At 64.5% G+C, this 14,435-nt stretch carries 14 protein-coding genes and 1 other RNA gene; 12 read left to right on the top strand and 3 right to left on the bottom strand.

The features are described 5' to 3' along the window. Nucleotides 1-39 precede the first annotated feature (39 nt). From I6A82_RS06190 to I6A82_RS06150, 9 genes are all read left to right on the top strand, one after another. On the top strand, nucleotides 40-2,343 hold the full coding sequence (locus tag I6A82_RS06190; protein WP_232343326.1) for an LPS-assembly protein LptD: 2,304 nt from the start codon (nucleotides 40-42) through the stop codon (nucleotides 2,341-2,343). Nucleotides 2,344-2,453: 110 nt separating this feature from the next. Then, entirely contained in the window at nucleotides 2,454-3,794 is a 1,341-nt protein-coding gene (locus I6A82_RS06185) for a peptidylprolyl isomerase (RefSeq protein ID WP_198094169.1), read from the top strand. Nucleotides 3,795-3,807: 13 nt separating this feature from the next. Then, complete coding sequence (gene pdxA, locus I6A82_RS06180; protein WP_232343325.1) at nucleotides 3,808-4,815, top strand: 4-hydroxythreonine-4-phosphate dehydrogenase PdxA; 1,008 nt, start codon at nucleotides 3,808-3,810, stop codon at nucleotides 4,813-4,815. Beyond that, the gene (gene rsmA / locus I6A82_RS06175) at nucleotides 4,812-5,633 is read left to right on the top strand and encodes a 16S rRNA (adenine(1518)-N(6)/adenine(1519)-N(6))-dimethyltransferase RsmA (RefSeq protein ID WP_198094167.1); all 822 of its coding nucleotides are present in this window, start codon (nucleotides 4,812-4,814) and stop codon (nucleotides 5,631-5,633) included. The genes pdxA and rsmA overlap by 4 nt, the downstream gene beginning before the upstream one ends. A gap of 58 nt (nucleotides 5,634-5,691) precedes the next feature. After that, nucleotides 5,692-6,900 carry a hydrolase gene (locus tag I6A82_RS06170; RefSeq protein WP_198094166.1) on the top strand — a complete coding sequence of 403 codons (1,209 nt, stop codon included), beginning with the start codon at nucleotides 5,692-5,694 and terminating at the stop codon, nucleotides 6,898-6,900. Further along, nucleotides 6,897-7,919, top strand: coding sequence for an arginine N-succinyltransferase (locus tag I6A82_RS06165; RefSeq protein WP_187335589.1), 1,023 nt, complete (start codon nucleotides 6,897-6,899; stop codon nucleotides 7,917-7,919). The genes I6A82_RS06170 and I6A82_RS06165 overlap by 4 nt, the downstream gene beginning before the upstream one ends. 9 nt (nucleotides 7,920-7,928) lie before the next feature. After that, entirely contained in the window at nucleotides 7,929-9,182 is a 1,254-nt protein-coding gene (locus tag I6A82_RS06160; RefSeq protein ID WP_198094165.1) for an N-succinylarginine dihydrolase, read from the top strand. Between the two features lie 288 nt (nucleotides 9,183-9,470). Then, entirely contained in the window at nucleotides 9,471-9,938 is a 468-nt protein-coding gene (locus I6A82_RS06155) for a DUF1203 domain-containing protein (RefSeq protein ID WP_198094164.1), read from the top strand. A gap of 110 nt (nucleotides 9,939-10,048) precedes the next feature. Further along, on the top strand, nucleotides 10,049-10,285 hold the full coding sequence (locus I6A82_RS06150) for a hypothetical protein (protein ID WP_198094163.1): 237 nt from the start codon (nucleotides 10,049-10,051) through the stop codon (nucleotides 10,283-10,285). Here the strand turns inward: I6A82_RS06150 and I6A82_RS06145 are convergent. From I6A82_RS06145 to I6A82_RS06135, 3 genes are all read right to left on the bottom strand, one after another. Then, nucleotides 10,278-10,622, bottom strand: coding sequence for a hypothetical protein (locus I6A82_RS06145; protein WP_198094162.1), 345 nt, complete (start codon nucleotides 10,620-10,622; stop codon nucleotides 10,278-10,280). The two genes, I6A82_RS06150 and I6A82_RS06145, sit on opposite strands and share 8 nt — an antisense overlap. 73 nt (nucleotides 10,623-10,695) lie before the next feature. Beyond that, nucleotides 10,696-11,039: a transfer-messenger RNA gene (gene ssrA / locus I6A82_RS06140) on the bottom strand. A gap of 44 nt (nucleotides 11,040-11,083) precedes the next feature. Then, nucleotides 11,084-11,629 (bottom strand): hypothetical protein, encoded by a 546-nt coding sequence (locus I6A82_RS06135; RefSeq protein WP_198094161.1) that lies wholly within the window; start codon nucleotides 11,627-11,629, stop codon nucleotides 11,084-11,086. 180 nt (nucleotides 11,630-11,809) lie between these two features. Between I6A82_RS06135 and astD the strand changes: the two genes are divergently transcribed. The 3 genes from astD (at nucleotide 11,810) to I6A82_RS06120 (ending at nucleotide 14,434) form a co-directional block, all read left to right on the top strand. Continuing rightward, nucleotides 11,810-13,246 (top strand): succinylglutamate-semialdehyde dehydrogenase, encoded by a 1,437-nt coding sequence (astD, locus tag I6A82_RS06130; RefSeq protein WP_198094160.1) that lies wholly within the window; start codon nucleotides 11,810-11,812, stop codon nucleotides 13,244-13,246. A gap of 109 nt (nucleotides 13,247-13,355) precedes the next feature. Continuing rightward, the gene (gene cobA / locus I6A82_RS06125; RefSeq protein WP_198094159.1) at nucleotides 13,356-14,147 is read left to right on the top strand and encodes a uroporphyrinogen-III C-methyltransferase; all 792 of its coding nucleotides are present in this window, start codon (nucleotides 13,356-13,358) and stop codon (nucleotides 14,145-14,147) included. Next, nucleotides 14,144-14,434 carry a DUF2849 domain-containing protein gene (locus I6A82_RS06120; RefSeq protein WP_187335582.1) on the top strand — a complete coding sequence of 97 codons (291 nt, stop codon included), beginning with the start codon at nucleotides 14,144-14,146 and terminating at the stop codon, nucleotides 14,432-14,434. Before cobA ends, I6A82_RS06120 begins: the two co-directional genes overlap by 4 nt. The last annotated feature ends 1 nt before the right edge of the window (nucleotide 14,435 follow it).

The raw sequence follows: 14,435 nt of genomic DNA, 5'->3' as shown, positions 1-14,435 counted from the left end.
ACTCTGAATGCGCCAGCAGGTGCGATAAGGGTTCGGTAGATGAAATCGCAAAAGCCGGGATTGTACGCTGCATGCGGCCTCGCGATGGCGATTGCGCTGGCCGCCGGCGCGCCTGCCGGGGCGCAAGAGCGCAGCCAGCAGGACGGCGCTTTCGATGCGCCCGATGTTCCGATTCCGCCTGCTGAAAGCGCCGCAGCCACCACCCCGCCCGCGCCGCAAACGCCCTTAGCGCCCGTAAGTGACAGTGATCAGATCGGCTTCGCTGCCGACACCCTGAATTATGACAGCGATGCGGAAATCGTCACGGCCAGCGGGAATGTGGAGCTGGCGCGCGACGGCTATCAGGTGTTCGCCGACCAGATCGAGTGGAATCGCAACAGCGGAGAGGTGGTGGCAACCGGATCGGTCCGCGCGCTCAGCCCTAATGGCGATATCGCTTATGGCGACCGCGTCACCCTGTCGGACAGCCTGCGCGAGGGCGCGATCGAGAACCTGCTGCTCGTCATGAAGGAAGGCGGCCGCCTGGCTGCGGTACGCGGGGAGCGGTTGCCCAGCGGCGTGGTGCAGCTGCAACGCGCCGCCTACACACCGTGCGCGGTGGTCGACAGCAAAGGCTGTCCGAAGGACCCGACCTGGCAGGTCAATGCCGTGCGCGTCACCTATGATCCCAATAAAGAACGTGTCAGCTATTCCGGTGCGCGGATCGAATTGTTCGGCCTGCCGCTGATACCCCTGCCCGGTCTGTCGCACCCCTTGGGAGACCGTACCGAAGGCGGGCTGCTGGTGCCCAATATCGGCTATACCAACAATAATGGCGCAGAATTGCAGCTGCCCTATCTGATCCCGCTCGGCCCCAACCGGGACATCGTGATCACGCCCTATATCTTTTCCGAAGTGCTGCCGATGGTCAGCGCCAGCTACCGTGAACTGAACGAGCTGGGCGCCTATCAGATCACCGGATACGGAACCTACAGCCGGCAAACCTCGATCACCGGCGCGCCCGTATCGCAGCAGCAGTTCCGCGGTTATATCGACGCCAGCGGGGAACTGCGCCCGGACGAATATTGGACGCTGCGCGGATCGATCCGCCGGGTCACCGACCGCACCTTCCTGCGCCGCTACGACATCAGCCGGGATGATCGGCTGCGTTCCACCATCCAGGCGGAGCGGATCGATTCGAACAGCTATTTCCGCCTTGCCGGCTGGGCCTTCCAGACGCTGCGTGTCGGCGCGGACCAGGGGCTGGTTCCGCTGGTGCTGCCGGAGATCGATTATCGCCGCAAGATCGCCGATCCGCTTCTGGGCGGGCAGATCATGCTGCAGGCCAACAGCCTCGCCATCGGCCGGACCGAAGGGCAGGACACGCAACGCGCCTTTGCGCAGGCACGCTGGGACAAGCGGCTGGTGTCGGACCTTGGCCAGCTTCTCACCTTCACCTTGCTGGGCCGCGGAGACCTTTACCACAGCAGCGAGAACGACCTGACCCGGACGCTGATCTATCGCGGCGAGCCGGGGTTTCAGAGCCGCTTCATCGCCACCGCGGCGGCCGATGCCAGCTGGCCTTTCGTAGGCCAGGCGTTCGGCGGCACGCAGATCATCACGCCGCGCGTTCAGCTGGTCGCCACGCCGGCGGTCGACAATAACAGGATTCCGAACGAAGATTCGCGCGCCGTCGATCTGGAAGACATCAATCTCTTCTCGCTCAACCGCTTCCCCGGCTATGACCGTTACGAGGATGGCTACCGGGTGGTCTACGGCATCGATTACTCGCTGCTGACCACCAATCTGTCGATCCACGCCAATATCGGTCAGAGCTACAGCTTCACCAAAGAGCCGACGGCTTTCCCGGACGGCACAGGCCTGTCGCGGCAATTGTCCGACATCGTCGGGCGAACCGATATCCGTTACAAGAATTTCGTGCGGCTGACCCATCGCTATCGGCTGGACAAGGACGGCTTCAAGGTCCGCCGCAATGAAATCGACGCGCTGGTCGGCTCCGAGAAGACCTATGCCGAGATCGGCTATCTGCGTCTCAACCGCGATATCAGCACCGCTGTGGAAGACCTGCGCGATCGTGAGGAGCTGCGCGCCGGCGCGCGCGTGGCCTTTGCGCGCTACTGGTCCGTGTTCGGATCGGCCATCGTCGATCTTACCGATGCGGAGGAGGACCCGTTGGCGGACAGCGACGGCTTCCGGCCGATCCGCCACCGCCTCGGCGTTGCTTATGATGACGAGTGCATCAGCTTAGGGCTTACCTGGCGGCGCGACTATCAGAAGGTGGGCGATGCCCAGCGCGGCAACAGCTTCCTGTTCCGGCTGGCATTTCGCAATCTGGGCGTATAAGGCACCCGCGTCCGGGGGACGGCCATCTTTCATCCGCGGTTCAGCGCGCGCGGACTAGCCCGCAATGGCTGATTGTCCCTGTAACCGTATGGAACCGACTGGCTGACCTTATGAAATTCACCAATCTTCTCGGCATGAGTGCGGCGCTGAGCCTGCTGGCCCCCACCGCCCTGCCCGCGCAGACGGTCAACGAAACGCCGGTGCCCAATGTGGGCCTGGATATGCCGGACGGCCTGACCCTGTTCGGCAATGATGATCCCAATGTGCGTCGCGCAACCGCGGTGGTGAACGGATCGATCATCACCGGCACCGATGTGGACCAGCGCATGGCGCTGATCGTGGCGGCCAATGGCGGCAATATTCCCGACGCGGAAAAGCAGAGGCTGCGCCTGCAGGTGCTGCGCAATCTGATCGATGAGACGCTGCAGATCCAGGAAGCCGCGGCCAACGACATCTCGATCAGTGCGGATGAAATCGGCCAGACCTATGCCCGTGTTGCCCAGCAGAACGGCCAGGGCAGCGCCGCCGCGTTCGACCAGTATCTGCGCTCGATCGGCTCCGCGCCCGCATCGCTGCATCGCCAGATTCAGGCGGAGCTGGCGTGGAGCCGTCTCCTGCGCCGCAACATCAGCCCCTTCATCAACGTCAGCGATGACGAGGTTCAGTCGATCATTGACCGGCTGAACGAGAGCAAGGGCACCACCGAATATCGCCTGGGCGAAATCTATCTCGCCGCGACGCCGGAAAATGAGGCGCAGGTGGTGGCGCAGGCGCGCAATATCGTGAAGCAGATCAGCGAAGGCGGCAGCTTCGTGGCCTATGCGCGTCAGTTCTCCGAAGCGTCCACCGCGGCGGTGGGCGGCGATCTGGGCTGGGTGCGCCCCGCGCGGCTTCCCACCTCGCTCGCCGAAGCTGCGCAGCAGATGCAGCCCAATCAACTTGTCGGACCGGTGCAGTCGCCCGGCGGCGTTTCGATCCTCTACCTGATCGACAAGCGGCAGATCCTGACGGCCGATCCCCGCGACGCGCAGCTCAGCCTCAAGCAAATCTCGATCAAGTTCCCGGCCAATGCCAGCCAAGCGGCCGCGCAGCCGATTCTGGATCGCTTCGCGCAGGAGACGCAGGACATTCGCGGCTGCGGCAATGCGGACGATATCGCCGCAACGCTGAACGCCGATGTCGTGAACCGCGACGGCGTGCGTCTGGGCGATCTGCCCGGGCCGCTGCAGGAGGTGATGGCGAAGCTGGAGATCGGCCGGTCCACCCCGCCATACGGTTCGCTGGAAGAAGGCGTGCGCGTGTTCGTGCTGTGCGGCCGTGACGATGCGCAGGTGGGCAATGCCCCGTCCTTCGATCAGATCCAGTCACGCCTGGAGGAAGACCGCGTATCGCGCCGGGCGCAGATCTATCTGCGCGATCTGCGGCGCGATGCCATTATCGATTACAACTGATGGCGGTGCCTGCATGACGGACAGTCCCCCGATCGCTCCCTTCGCCATATCCTTGGGCGACCCGGCGGGCATCGGACCGGAAATTATCGGTAAAAGCTGGGAGGCCCGCGGCAGCGCGGGCCTTTCGCCGTTTTTCGCCGTGGGCGACGCCTCCGCTTTTGCGCCGCATTGGGACGGCCCGGTTCAGACGATCGACGATCCCGCGAAGGCGGCAGACGTTTTCGAAACCGCCTTGCCGGTGATGCAGGTGCTGGAATGCGGCGCGGTGACGCCCGGCCAGCCGAGCGCGGCGGGCGCGCAATGCGCCTATCAGTCGCTGGAAGCCGCGGTAGGGCTGGCCCGCAGCGGCAGCGCGGGCGCGGTCATCACTGCCCCCATTTCGAAAGCGCAGCTCTATTCCGTCGGCTTCACGCATCCCGGGCAGACCGAATTCATCGCCGAACGCTGCGGTGTCTCCCGGCAGAATGCGATCATGATGCTGGCAGGCCCCGGCCTGCGCGTCGTGCCCATGACCACCCATATCGCGCTGCGCGATGTACCGGATGCGCTGTCGATCGATCTGATCGTCGAGCGGGTTCAGGCCACCGCGCGCGGCCTTACCCGCAATTTCGGCATCGACAATCCCCGCATCGCGCTGGCAGGCCTCAACCCCCATGCCGGGGAATCCGGCAAGATGGGCCGGGAAGAAGAAGAGCTGTTCGTGCCCGCGGTCGAGAGGCTGCTTGCCGATGGCTGCGACGTCACAGGCCCCCTACCCGCCGACACCATGTTTCACGAGGAAGCGCGCATCGGATACGACGCAGCCGTGTGCGCCTATCACGATCAGGCGCTGGTGCCGCTGAAGACGCTGTATTTCGACGATGCGGTGAACATCACGCTGGGCCTGCCGATCGTGCGCACCTCGCCCGATCACGGCACCGCCTTCGGTATCGCCGGACAGAACAAGGCCCGTGCCAGTTCGATGATCGCCGCGATCCGCATGGCCAGCGACGCCGTGCGCAACCGTCAGGCGCTCGATTGAGCCAGCCCGCTCTGGCGCCGCTGCGCGAGGTGATCGCGAAGCACGGGCTCAGCGCATCCAAGGCGTTGGGGCAGAATTTTCTGTTCGACGAGCAGCTTCTCGATCGCATTGCCGCCGTGCCGGGCGAGCTGGAAGGCGCGCGCGTCTACGAAGTCGGCCCCGGTCCCGGCGGCCTGACCCGCGCCCTGCTGCGCGCAGGGGCCGAGGTCAGCGTGATCGAACGCGATGCCCGCTGCCTGCCAGCGCTCGCCGAAATCGCGGAGGCCTATCCGGGCAAATTGTCCGTGCAGGAGGGCGATGCACTCGCCGAGCAGCCGCCGTTGGCCGCGCCCTATCACATCGTCTCCAACCTGCCCTATAATGTCGGCACGGCACTTCTCGTCCGCTGGCTGAGCGGGGAGAGCTGGCCGCCGGACTGGGCCTCGTGCACGCTGATGTTTCAGAAGGAGGTGGCGGACCGCATCGTCGCCGAGCCCGGCAGCAGCCATTACGGGCGGCTCTCGGTGCTCGCCCAGTGGCGCAGCAGTGCCAGGCTGGCGATGAAGGTCCATCGCAGCGCTTTCACCCCACCGCCCAAGGTGATGAGCGCGGTGGTGCATCTGGTTCCAACGGATGCGCCCGAAGGGGTGCGCTTCGCTGTCCTCGAAAAGCTCACCGCCGCCGCCTTTGGCCAGCGCCGCAAGATGCTGCGGCAGAGTCTGAAGGCGCTGCCGGGCGCTCTCGATGCGCTGGAAGCGGCGGGGATCGATCCGACGCGGCGGGCGGAAACGCTAAACGTGGATGAATTCGTGTCGGTTGCGCGGGTGCTGTCGAACTGAACCAACGTCATTGCACGGCACTGGCCTACCCGCCCTGCCCGCGCTATCCCCTTGCGCCATGACACAGATTACTAAAAGCGAAGCCGCCGTGCTGGAGCGGATCGAGCAGCAGCCCATGCTCGATCGCACCATGACATGGGCGAAGATCAACAGCGGCACCGCCAATCTGGAAGGCCTCGCCGCCATGGCGCAGCAACTGGGCGATGCCTTCGCCGAGCTGCCCGGAGAGGTCGAGCTGGTGGCGCCCGATCCGGTCGAGACAATGCAGCCGGACGGCGCGATCCAGACGCTAGAGCGCGGCAAGCATCTCGTCGCCACGGTGCGGCCCGATGCGCCCGTCCAACTGCTCTTCACCGGCCATATGGATACCGTCTTTCCGAAGGACAGCGGCTTCCAGGAACTGAGCTGGCGTGAGGACAATATCCTGAACGGCCCCGGCGTCGCCGACATGAAAGGCGGCATCGCCGTCATGCTGCACGCGCTAATGGCGCTGGAAGGCTCCGACGCGAAGGATCGCATCGGCTATCAGGTCATGATCAACAGCGATGAGGAGGTGGGTTCCGGCTCCTCCGCCGCGCTGATCAAGCGCCTTGCGCAAGGCAAGACCGCGGCGCTGACCTACGAACCCGCGCTTCCCGACGGCACGCTGGCAGGCGCGCGCGGCGGCAGCGGCAACTACTCGATCAAGATTGGCGGGCGCAGCGCCCATGCCGGGCGCAATCCGGAGGACGGGCGCAACGCCGTTGTCGCCGCGGCGGACCTCGCGCTCCGGCTGAAGGCGCTGATGCGTGACGGACTGTCGGTCAATCCGGCGAAGATCGACGGCGGCGGTGCCAATAATGTGGTGCCCGATCATGCGATCCTTCGCGTCAATTTCCGGCCGCGCGATCCGCGAGACCAAGCGGAAGCCGAGGAAGCGCTGGAGCGCGCCTGCGCCGCTATCGCGATGGAACATGATGTCAGCGTCCACCCGCATGGCGGCTTCGGACGGCCGCCCAAGCCGCTGAGCGAAGGCGCGGAAAAGCTGTTCGGTCTGGTCAAGCGCTCGGGTGCCGATCTCGGCCTGGACATCGGTTGGCGCACCACCGGCGGGGTATGCGACGGCAACAATATCGCCGATTGCGGCATCCCGGTGGTCGACACGATGGGCGTGCGCGGCGACGCCATCCACAGCGCGGACGAAATCCTGATCGTCGATAGCCTCGCCGAACGCGCGCGCCTCTCCGCGCTCACCATCCTCCGCCTCGCCGAAAAGGGTCTTGCATGAGCTACATCATCCGCGCCGCGCGCCCCAGCGATCTGGGCGCGCTCTACGAGATGGCCAAGCTCACCGGCGGTGGATTCACCAACCTGCCGCCAGACCGCAAATCTCTCACGGCCAAGCTGGACCGATCGAACCAAGCCTTCACCCGCGCAGGCGACGAGTTGCAGGACGATCTGTTCGTGCTGGCGCTGGAAGAGGTCGAGACCGGTGAGGTTCGCGGCACCTGCCAGCTTTTCGCACAGGTGGGGCAGCGCTGGCCCTTCTACAGCTATCGCCTCAGCACGCTGACCCAGCAGAGCGAGGAGCTCAACCGCACCTTCCGCGCGGAGATGCTCAGCCTCGTCACCGATCTGGAAGGTTCGAGCGAGGTGGGCGGGCTGTTCCTGCACCCGAACCATCGCGCCGGGGGGCTCGGCCTGCTGCTAGCGCGTAGCCGCTATCTGTTCGTCCGTCAGCACCGCGCGCGCTTCGGCGATCGTATCCTGGCGGAGCTACGCGGCATCATCGACGAAGCGGGTGGATCGCCTTTCTGGGACGGTCTTGCGGGCCGCTTCTTCGGCATGAGCTTTCAGGAAGCGGACTATTTCAACGCCATCCACGGCAACCAGTTCATCGCCGATCTGATGCCCAAGCACCCGATCTATACCGCGATGCTGAGCGAAAGCGCGCGGTCCGTGATCGGCCTGCCCCATCCCAGCGGCCGCGCGGCCATGCGCATGCTGGAAAATGAAGGCTTCGCCTATGAAGGCTATGTCGACATTTTCGACGGCGGCCCCAGCATGGTCGCGCGCACCGATCAGGTGACCACCGTGCGCGATGCGCAAGAAGCGCAGATCGTGGCGGTGGAAGAGCTGGAGAAGGACGACTGCGAACAAGCGCTGGTTGCCACCGGCCGCCTTGCCGATTGGCGCGGCGGATATGCCAAGGTGGCGCGCCGCGAGGGTGGCATCGTGCTTAGGCCGGACGCGGCGAAGCGCCTGAAGGTGGATGTCGGCGACACCGTCACCTGGATCGCGCGCTAAGGAAGAAGCATGACCATCACCGAAATCAATTTCGACGGCATCGTCGGTCCGAGCCACAATTACGCGGGCCTCAGCCCGGGCAACCTCGCGGCAACCAACAACAAAGGATCGGTCTCGCATCCGCGCGCCGCGGCGCTGCAGGGCGTCGAGAAGATGCGCGGCAATTTGCGGCGCGGGCTGCCGCAGGGCTTCTTCTTGCCGCTCGATCGGCCCAATCGACAGTGGCTGAACAGTTTATCCACGGACCTATCCACTGCAGAGGATCATATCCGCGCTGCCGCCTACAGTGCGTCTGCCATGTGGACCGCGAACGCCGCCACCGTTTCGCCCGCGCCGGATACGCAGGACGGGCGCTGCCATCTGACGGTCGCGAACCTCATCACTATGCCGCACCGCAGCCACGAATGGCGCGGCACACTGGCGCAGCTGAAGCTGGCTTTTGCAGACGAAGCCCATTTCGCGGTGCATGGTCCCGTGCCCCCGCCGTTCGGAGACGAAGGCGCGGCCAACCATATGCGCATGGCAGCCAGCCATGATGCCGCCGGGATCGAATTGTTCGTGCACGGCCGAACAGGCGGTGCCTTCCCCGCGCGCCAGCATATCGAGGCCAGCAAGGCCGTCGCGCGGGCGCATGGACTGGATCCTGCTCGTGTGATCCATATCGAACAGGCCGCCAAGGCGATTGCCGAGGGCGCGTTCCACAATGATGTCGTCGCCGTCGCCAACGAGAATGTGCTGTTCGCGCATGAGCAGGCCTTCGCCGATCCCGACGCGACCTATGCCGAGATCCGCGCCAAGCTGCCGGAGGCGGAAATCGTCACCGTGCCCGCCGCGCGCGTGTCCTTGGCCGATGCCATCGCAAGCTATCTGTTCAACGCACAGCTCGTGACGCTGCCGGAGGGCGAGATGGCGCTGATCGTCCCGCTCGAGGCGAAAGAAACGACTTCGGTGTGGGATTGGCTGCAGGAAATGACCGCCGGCAACGGCCCGATCCGCCGCGTGATCCCGGTCGATGTGCGCCAGTCCATGGCCAATGGCGGCGGCCCTGCCTGCCTGCGTTTGCGCGTTGTCGCCGATCCCGCGACGGTGGATCCACGCTTCCTGGCAGAAGAGGCGAAGCTGGATCGGATCGCCGAAGTGATCGCGCAGCACTGGCCCGAGGATATTGCGCCCGCGCAGCTCGCCGATCCGAAACTGGCTGAAGAGGTCGGAAGGGCCCGTGCCGCGCTGCTGCATGCGCTGGAGCTGGGCGAGTTGCGCTAATCCGTCCTTCTCCTGCCGGGGGAAGGATACCTAACTTTGCTAGCTCCGCCAGCTAGGCGGAGTTGGATGAGGGTAAGCCCGGTTTTATGGACCGTTAGCGCGTTCCGGAACCATTACCCCCACCGCTGCGACTAGGTTCGCTGCGCTTAGCAAGTCTCGCGCCTCTGCCATTGAGCGGGAGGGGATTGCACATGCATGCAAAAGAAAATCGCTTCGACCGCAAGGTTCGGGAAGCCGTCCATGCCCGCCCGACTTAGCTTCGGTCCCGACTCACGAAAGGACCTCCCTATGACCTATTGCATCCGCGGACTCGACCCCGCTCCCTTCAAATCGCTCTACGGCCTCAGCGACACCGAGCTCGCAAACCTGGGCGCGCGGCGCGTGGTGGCGGACAGCAGCCCCGGCGTGCCGGACCGCATCGAACTGCGCGACCTAGACGTCGGCGAAACCGCCATCCTGCTCAATTACGAGCATCAGCTGGCTGACAGCCCCTACCGATCGCGTTACGCCATATTTGTACGCGAGGGCGCCGATACTCGCGCCCAGTTTCGCGACGAAGTCCCCGCCGTCATGCGGCAGCGGATGGTGGCGCTACGCGCGTTCGACGCCGACGGCAATATCGTCGACGCAGAACTGGCCGAGGGGGACGCCATCGAACCGGCGATCAAGCGGCTGCTCGGCAGCGGCGCGGCGGACTATCTCCACGTCCACTATGCCAAATATGGATGCTTCGCAGCCCGGGTCGACCGAGACTGACAGTTCTGCTGTCATGGTTAACTGTCGGATAACTTTACAATCGGCTCGCGCCGGACCCGTAACGATCCGCAGTCTTCCAGGCTTGGCATGATGGTTGCTAAACCGTTAACATGTCCTTGTTTCACCGTTTCCTGCGCCTGTTTATCGTAAAATCCAGGGCCGAGGTTTTCCTCATCACCTTCGGCCTGGCGCTCGGCGCGACGCAGCGCGGCGCGACCTATGTGCAGACCTATCCGGGCTGGCCGGGCTGGATCATGTTCGGATGTTGCTGCGCCGCCGTGTTCATGGCGGGCGCAAAGATGTTGCAGGCCGTGGATCTGGAGCGCGAGCGGGACGGGCTCAGCTAGGCTTCTCGCCATCCGGTTTGCGCCGTTCGATTTCTCGAGCGCGGCGGATGCGCAGGCCGATCATCAGCATAAACGGCCAGAACAATGTATTCACCACATCCAGGCCGGTATCGGCCGGTCGCCAGCTGCCTGTAGCCAGTCGGTCCATCACCTCGTTGAACAGCTCGGCCAAGCAGACGACCAGAAAGGGGATCGGCGTCGCCAGCGATTTGCGCGTTACCAGCCGCGCGATCAGCATGATCGCCAGCCCGGCATGGACATGCAGCAGAGAATCCGATGCGCCGGTGTCATCACCAAGCGAAATGATCGCATCGTGATAGAGTTCGACGAGGTTCATGAGGTCCGTTCGCCGCACAAGGATTGAGTGTCGAAGGAGTGGGAGGCTTCTGTTGCCCGGTGCCCCCCAAACCGCTGTAGTCTTTCTGTTGCCCGGCCGACCCGGCCGCGTTCTATTTGTGTAATGTCAGCCCGTTAGGGCATCAATTACGCAGCAAGAGCAAGTGCTTCGTTATCGTTGGCACTTATGAGTTTTGAGCCTTTAACGGGTTACTCAGCCCGGGCGAAAGCGCTGTCTTTCAACACACGTCGATCCTGGTTCGGCCCCGTCATGAGCCGCAGAAAACTGCGGTTTATGGTGGAGCCGCCGGGTACTGCCCCCGGGTCCGCTGCGCCTATTGCACAACACACTTTATCGCCATAGCCGATCGAAACCGGCAAGCACCCATATAGGCGCTTGAAGCTGAATGAAAAGTGATTGCAAACCGCAGCTGGTGGAAAGGCGTGGGGTCGCCCTCCGCCTCAGCGTCCCGGCCGGGCCTCGGGCGCGGTCTGCAACGGCTCCGGATCGCCCGGCTGCACGGTGCCGAGGCTGGCGGGCGCAATCGAAACGCCGACAAGCCGCCAGCGCCCTTCCACCCACTGATAGCTGAAATCGAAATTCACCGCCGTGGGCCGCAGCCCGAAATACCCCTGCACACGCATGACGCCGGGAGACACGATGGCGGGCGGCGCGCGATAAGTAGGGGCCAGCAGCAGCGTATTGGACAGGTCCGTTCCGCTGGCCCGCAAGCCGGCGAAGATGCGCGCAAGCTGGCCGGGATCGTTGGCAATCTGGAATGCGGGCGCGCTTATATCGCGCAGCACGGAATAATTGCCCGAACGGTTCGCCTGATCGACCGCAACCATCGTGCTCCAGATCAGCTTGGCCATCTCCAGCTCGCCCGGCACCGGCTGGCTACTGACCGGGGGCGGCGTGGCACCCTGCGCCGAAAGGCCCGCCGGGATGGCAAGGCCCGATGCCAGAAAAACCATCGCGCCCAGCATCGGCCGATACATCCTGGTCATATCATCACCTCCATATCTCTCCAGCACGGCCTCCTGCATCAGGCCATGGCGCTGCCCGATCAAGCGCTTTCGCCTGTAGCCCGCCAGTCCGGAACGCCGGAGACAACCGCGCATTTACCTCTCTCCGGACATGCTATAGACCCGCGTCCGAACTGCATCCACGTTTATGAACAGGTAGTTATGGTCCAACTGATCTCCCGCGAGCCGGCGACGGGCGAGCGCCTCTGGGAAGGCACGCAGTCCGACGTGGATGCCGAAGTTGCCGAAGCACGCGCCGCCTGGCCGAAATGGGCAAGCGCATCGCTGACCGACCGGATCGAGGTGATCCGCCGTTTCGCCAATATTGCGCGCGATGCCGAGGACGAGCTGGCGGACCTGATCGCGCGCGAGACCGGCAAGCCAGTGTGGGAAGCGCGCACCGAAGTGGCCGCCGTCGTCGGCAAGGTGGATATCTCGATCAAGGCTTATGCCGATCGCACCTCGCAGCGCCGTGTCGAGGGATCGGGCGCGCGCAACGCGCTGCGCCACAAACCGCATGGCGTGCTGGCGGTGCTTGGCCCCTATAACTTCCCCGCGCATCTGCCGAACGGGCACATGATCCCGGCGATGATCGCGGGCAATACGGTGCTGTTCAAGCCTTCCGAAAAGACCCCCGGAGTGGGTGAGAAACTGGTGGAGCTTTATCACCGGGCAGGCATCCCGAAGGGCGTGGTCCGCTGCGTTCAGGGCGGGCCGGATGTCGGCAAACAGCTCAGCAGTCATGACGACATCGACGGGCTGCTGTTCACCGGCTCCGCGCGCACCGGCATTGCGCTCAACCGGCAATTCGCCACGCGTCCGGACAAGATCCTGGCGCTGGAAATGGGCGGTAACAATCCGATCATTGCCTGGGATGCGGACGACATTCACAGCGCCGCCGTGCTGGTGATCCAGTCCGCTTTCCTCACCGCCGGACAGCGCTGCACCGCCGCGCGCCGCCTGATCGTAAAGCGCAGTCAGGCCGACCAATTGATCGCCGAGGTAAAACGCACCGCGGACCGGCTGATCATCGACCACCCCCATGCCGATCCCGCGCCGTTCATGGGCCCGGTGATCGATAACAATACCGCCGACGGCCTGACCGAAAGCTTCGTCGCGCTGATGAGCCATGGTGGCCGGCCGATCAAACATATGCGCCGCCCCGATGAGACCCTTCCGTTCGTAACGCCGGGCATTATCGATGTCACCGAGATGCCCGAACGCCCCGATATCGAGCTGTTCGGACCGCTCCTCCAGGTGATCCGCGTCGATGAGTTCGACGAAGCGATTGCGGAGGCGAACAACACCCGCTTCGGCCTATCCGCCGCGCTGGTGGGCGGCGACAGCAAGCTCTACGACAAATTCTGGGCGAACAGCCGCGCCGGGATCGTCAATTGGAACGGCACCACCAACGGTGCCACCAGCCACGCGCCGTTTGGCGGCATCGGCCTGTCTGGCAACCACCGCCCGAGCGCCTATTACGCCGCCGACTATTGCGCCTTTCCGGTGGTATCCGCGGAGAACGACAAGCCAAATGCCCGTATCGGCATCGGCATCAAGGCCGACGAATATCACCCCGCCGAAGCAAGCGAGGAATAGGTCTGCGCGAAAGCGGACGGGTTAGGATATTCTTAGCTAAAGCTTCCCTTCACCCCGGCCAACGCTTCCTCATTTGCGCCGGAGGACGCCCGCCTCCATCTCCTGCATCATGACTGAAGCTACCACCATCGGCACCGTCCATCTGGTCGGTGCAGGCCCCGGCGACCCTGAGCTGCTGACGCTGAAAGCCGCGCGGCTGATCGAGCGGGCGCGGCTGATCGTGCATGACGGCCTCGTTGCGCCGGAGATCATGGCGATGGCGCGCCCCGATGCGCGCTTGATCTCGGTCGCCAAGAAACGCGCGCGCCACACCTTACCGCAGGAAGACATCAACGCGCTGCTGGTGGTTGAAGCCAAGGCGGGCCACGATGTCCTGCGGCTGAAGGGCGGCGATCCGTTCGTCTTCGGGCGTGGTGGGGAAGAGGCCGAGGAACTACGCGCCGCGGGCGTGCCGGTGGAAGTCGTCCCCGGCATCAGCGCGGCGAATGGCTGCGCGGCCGAAGCGCTGCTCCCCCTTACCCACCGCGAGGATGCGAGCGCCGTCAGCTTCGTCGCGGGCCAGTGCAAGGGGCTGAGCGATCAGAATTGGGCGGGGCTAGCGGGCAAGGGCCGCACGCTCGTCATCTATATGGGCGTTGCGACGGCCGATGCGATTTCGGAAAAGCTCATCGACGACGGCCTTTCGCCCGATACGCCGGTCGCGGTGCTGGAAAACGGCACCCGCGGCGACGCCCGCGCCATCCGAACGCTGCTCACCGATCTTGGCGCAATGATAGCGCGCGAAAAGGTGAAAAGCCCCGCGCTGATCGTGGTGGGCGATGTAGTGAAGCGCTCGAACGCGCTGGATAAATTTCGGCAGTCCGTTCGCGCTGAGCTAATGGTTTCTGGAGAATTGCGATGATCATTCTAACCGGCAACGACCTCAAGACCGGAGACGTCATCTGGTGGGCGGGCGAGACTGAATGGTCCCGCCACCTGTCCGACGCCGTCGATGCGGGCACGGAAGCGGACGCGATCCTGCAGCGCGAGGATGCCGCGCGCCGGGTCAATGCGGGCTATAGCGTGGAAGCCGAGCAGACCGATCGCGGCCCCATGCCGCTCCACATCAAGGACCGGGTGCGCGCCAGCGGCCCGACGGTGCGGCAAGACCTTGCCATCGACACCAGCGTACCGATCGAAAAGGCATAAG

The sequence above is a fragment of the Novosphingopyxis sp. YJ-S2-01 genome, assembly GCF_016093175.1.
Classification (GTDB): domain Bacteria; phylum Pseudomonadota; class Alphaproteobacteria; order Sphingomonadales; family Sphingomonadaceae; genus Novosphingopyxis; species Novosphingopyxis iocasae.
Note: the sequence above shows the minus strand (reverse complement) of the source record. Positions and strands in the feature narration are given on the sequence as shown.

What these genes read in the sequence shown, in the direction of transcription:
- astD (WP_198094160.1), top strand. Translation starts at nt 11,810, where the DNA reads ATGGTCCAACTGATCTCCCGCGAGCCGGCGACGGGCGAGCGCCTCTGG.
- I6A82_RS06150 (WP_198094163.1), top strand. Translation starts at nt 10,049, where the DNA reads ATGTCCTTGTTTCACCGTTTCCTGCGCCTGTTTATCGTAAAATCCAGG.
- I6A82_RS06185 (WP_198094169.1), top strand. Translation starts at nt 2,454, where the DNA reads ATGAAATTCACCAATCTTCTCGGCATGAGTGCGGCGCTGAGCCTGCTG.
- I6A82_RS06160 (WP_198094165.1), top strand. Translation starts at nt 7,929, where the DNA reads ATGACCATCACCGAAATCAATTTCGACGGCATCGTCGGTCCGAGCCAC.
- I6A82_RS06155 (WP_198094164.1), top strand. Translation starts at nt 9,471, where the DNA reads ATGACCTATTGCATCCGCGGACTCGACCCCGCTCCCTTCAAATCGCTC.
- I6A82_RS06120 (WP_187335582.1), top strand. Translation starts at nt 14,144, where the DNA reads ATGATCATTCTAACCGGCAACGACCTCAAGACCGGAGACGTCATCTGG.
- I6A82_RS06170 (WP_198094166.1), top strand. Translation starts at nt 5,692, where the DNA reads ATGACACAGATTACTAAAAGCGAAGCCGCCGTGCTGGAGCGGATCGAG.
- cobA (WP_198094159.1), top strand. Translation starts at nt 13,356, where the DNA reads ATGACTGAAGCTACCACCATCGGCACCGTCCATCTGGTCGGTGCAGGC.
- I6A82_RS06135 (WP_198094161.1), bottom strand. Translation starts at nt 11,629, where the DNA reads ATGACCAGGATGTATCGGCCGATGCTGGGCGCGATGGTTTTTCTGGCA.
- I6A82_RS06145 (WP_198094162.1), bottom strand. Translation starts at nt 10,622, where the DNA reads ATGAACCTCGTCGAACTCTATCACGATGCGATCATTTCGCTTGGTGAT.
- I6A82_RS06190 (WP_232343326.1), top strand. Translation starts at nt 40, where the DNA reads ATGAAATCGCAAAAGCCGGGATTGTACGCTGCATGCGGCCTCGCGATG.
- I6A82_RS06165 (WP_187335589.1), top strand. Translation starts at nt 6,897, where the DNA reads ATGAGCTACATCATCCGCGCCGCGCGCCCCAGCGATCTGGGCGCGCTC.
- pdxA (WP_232343325.1), top strand. Translation starts at nt 3,808, where the DNA reads ATGACGGACAGTCCCCCGATCGCTCCCTTCGCCATATCCTTGGGCGAC.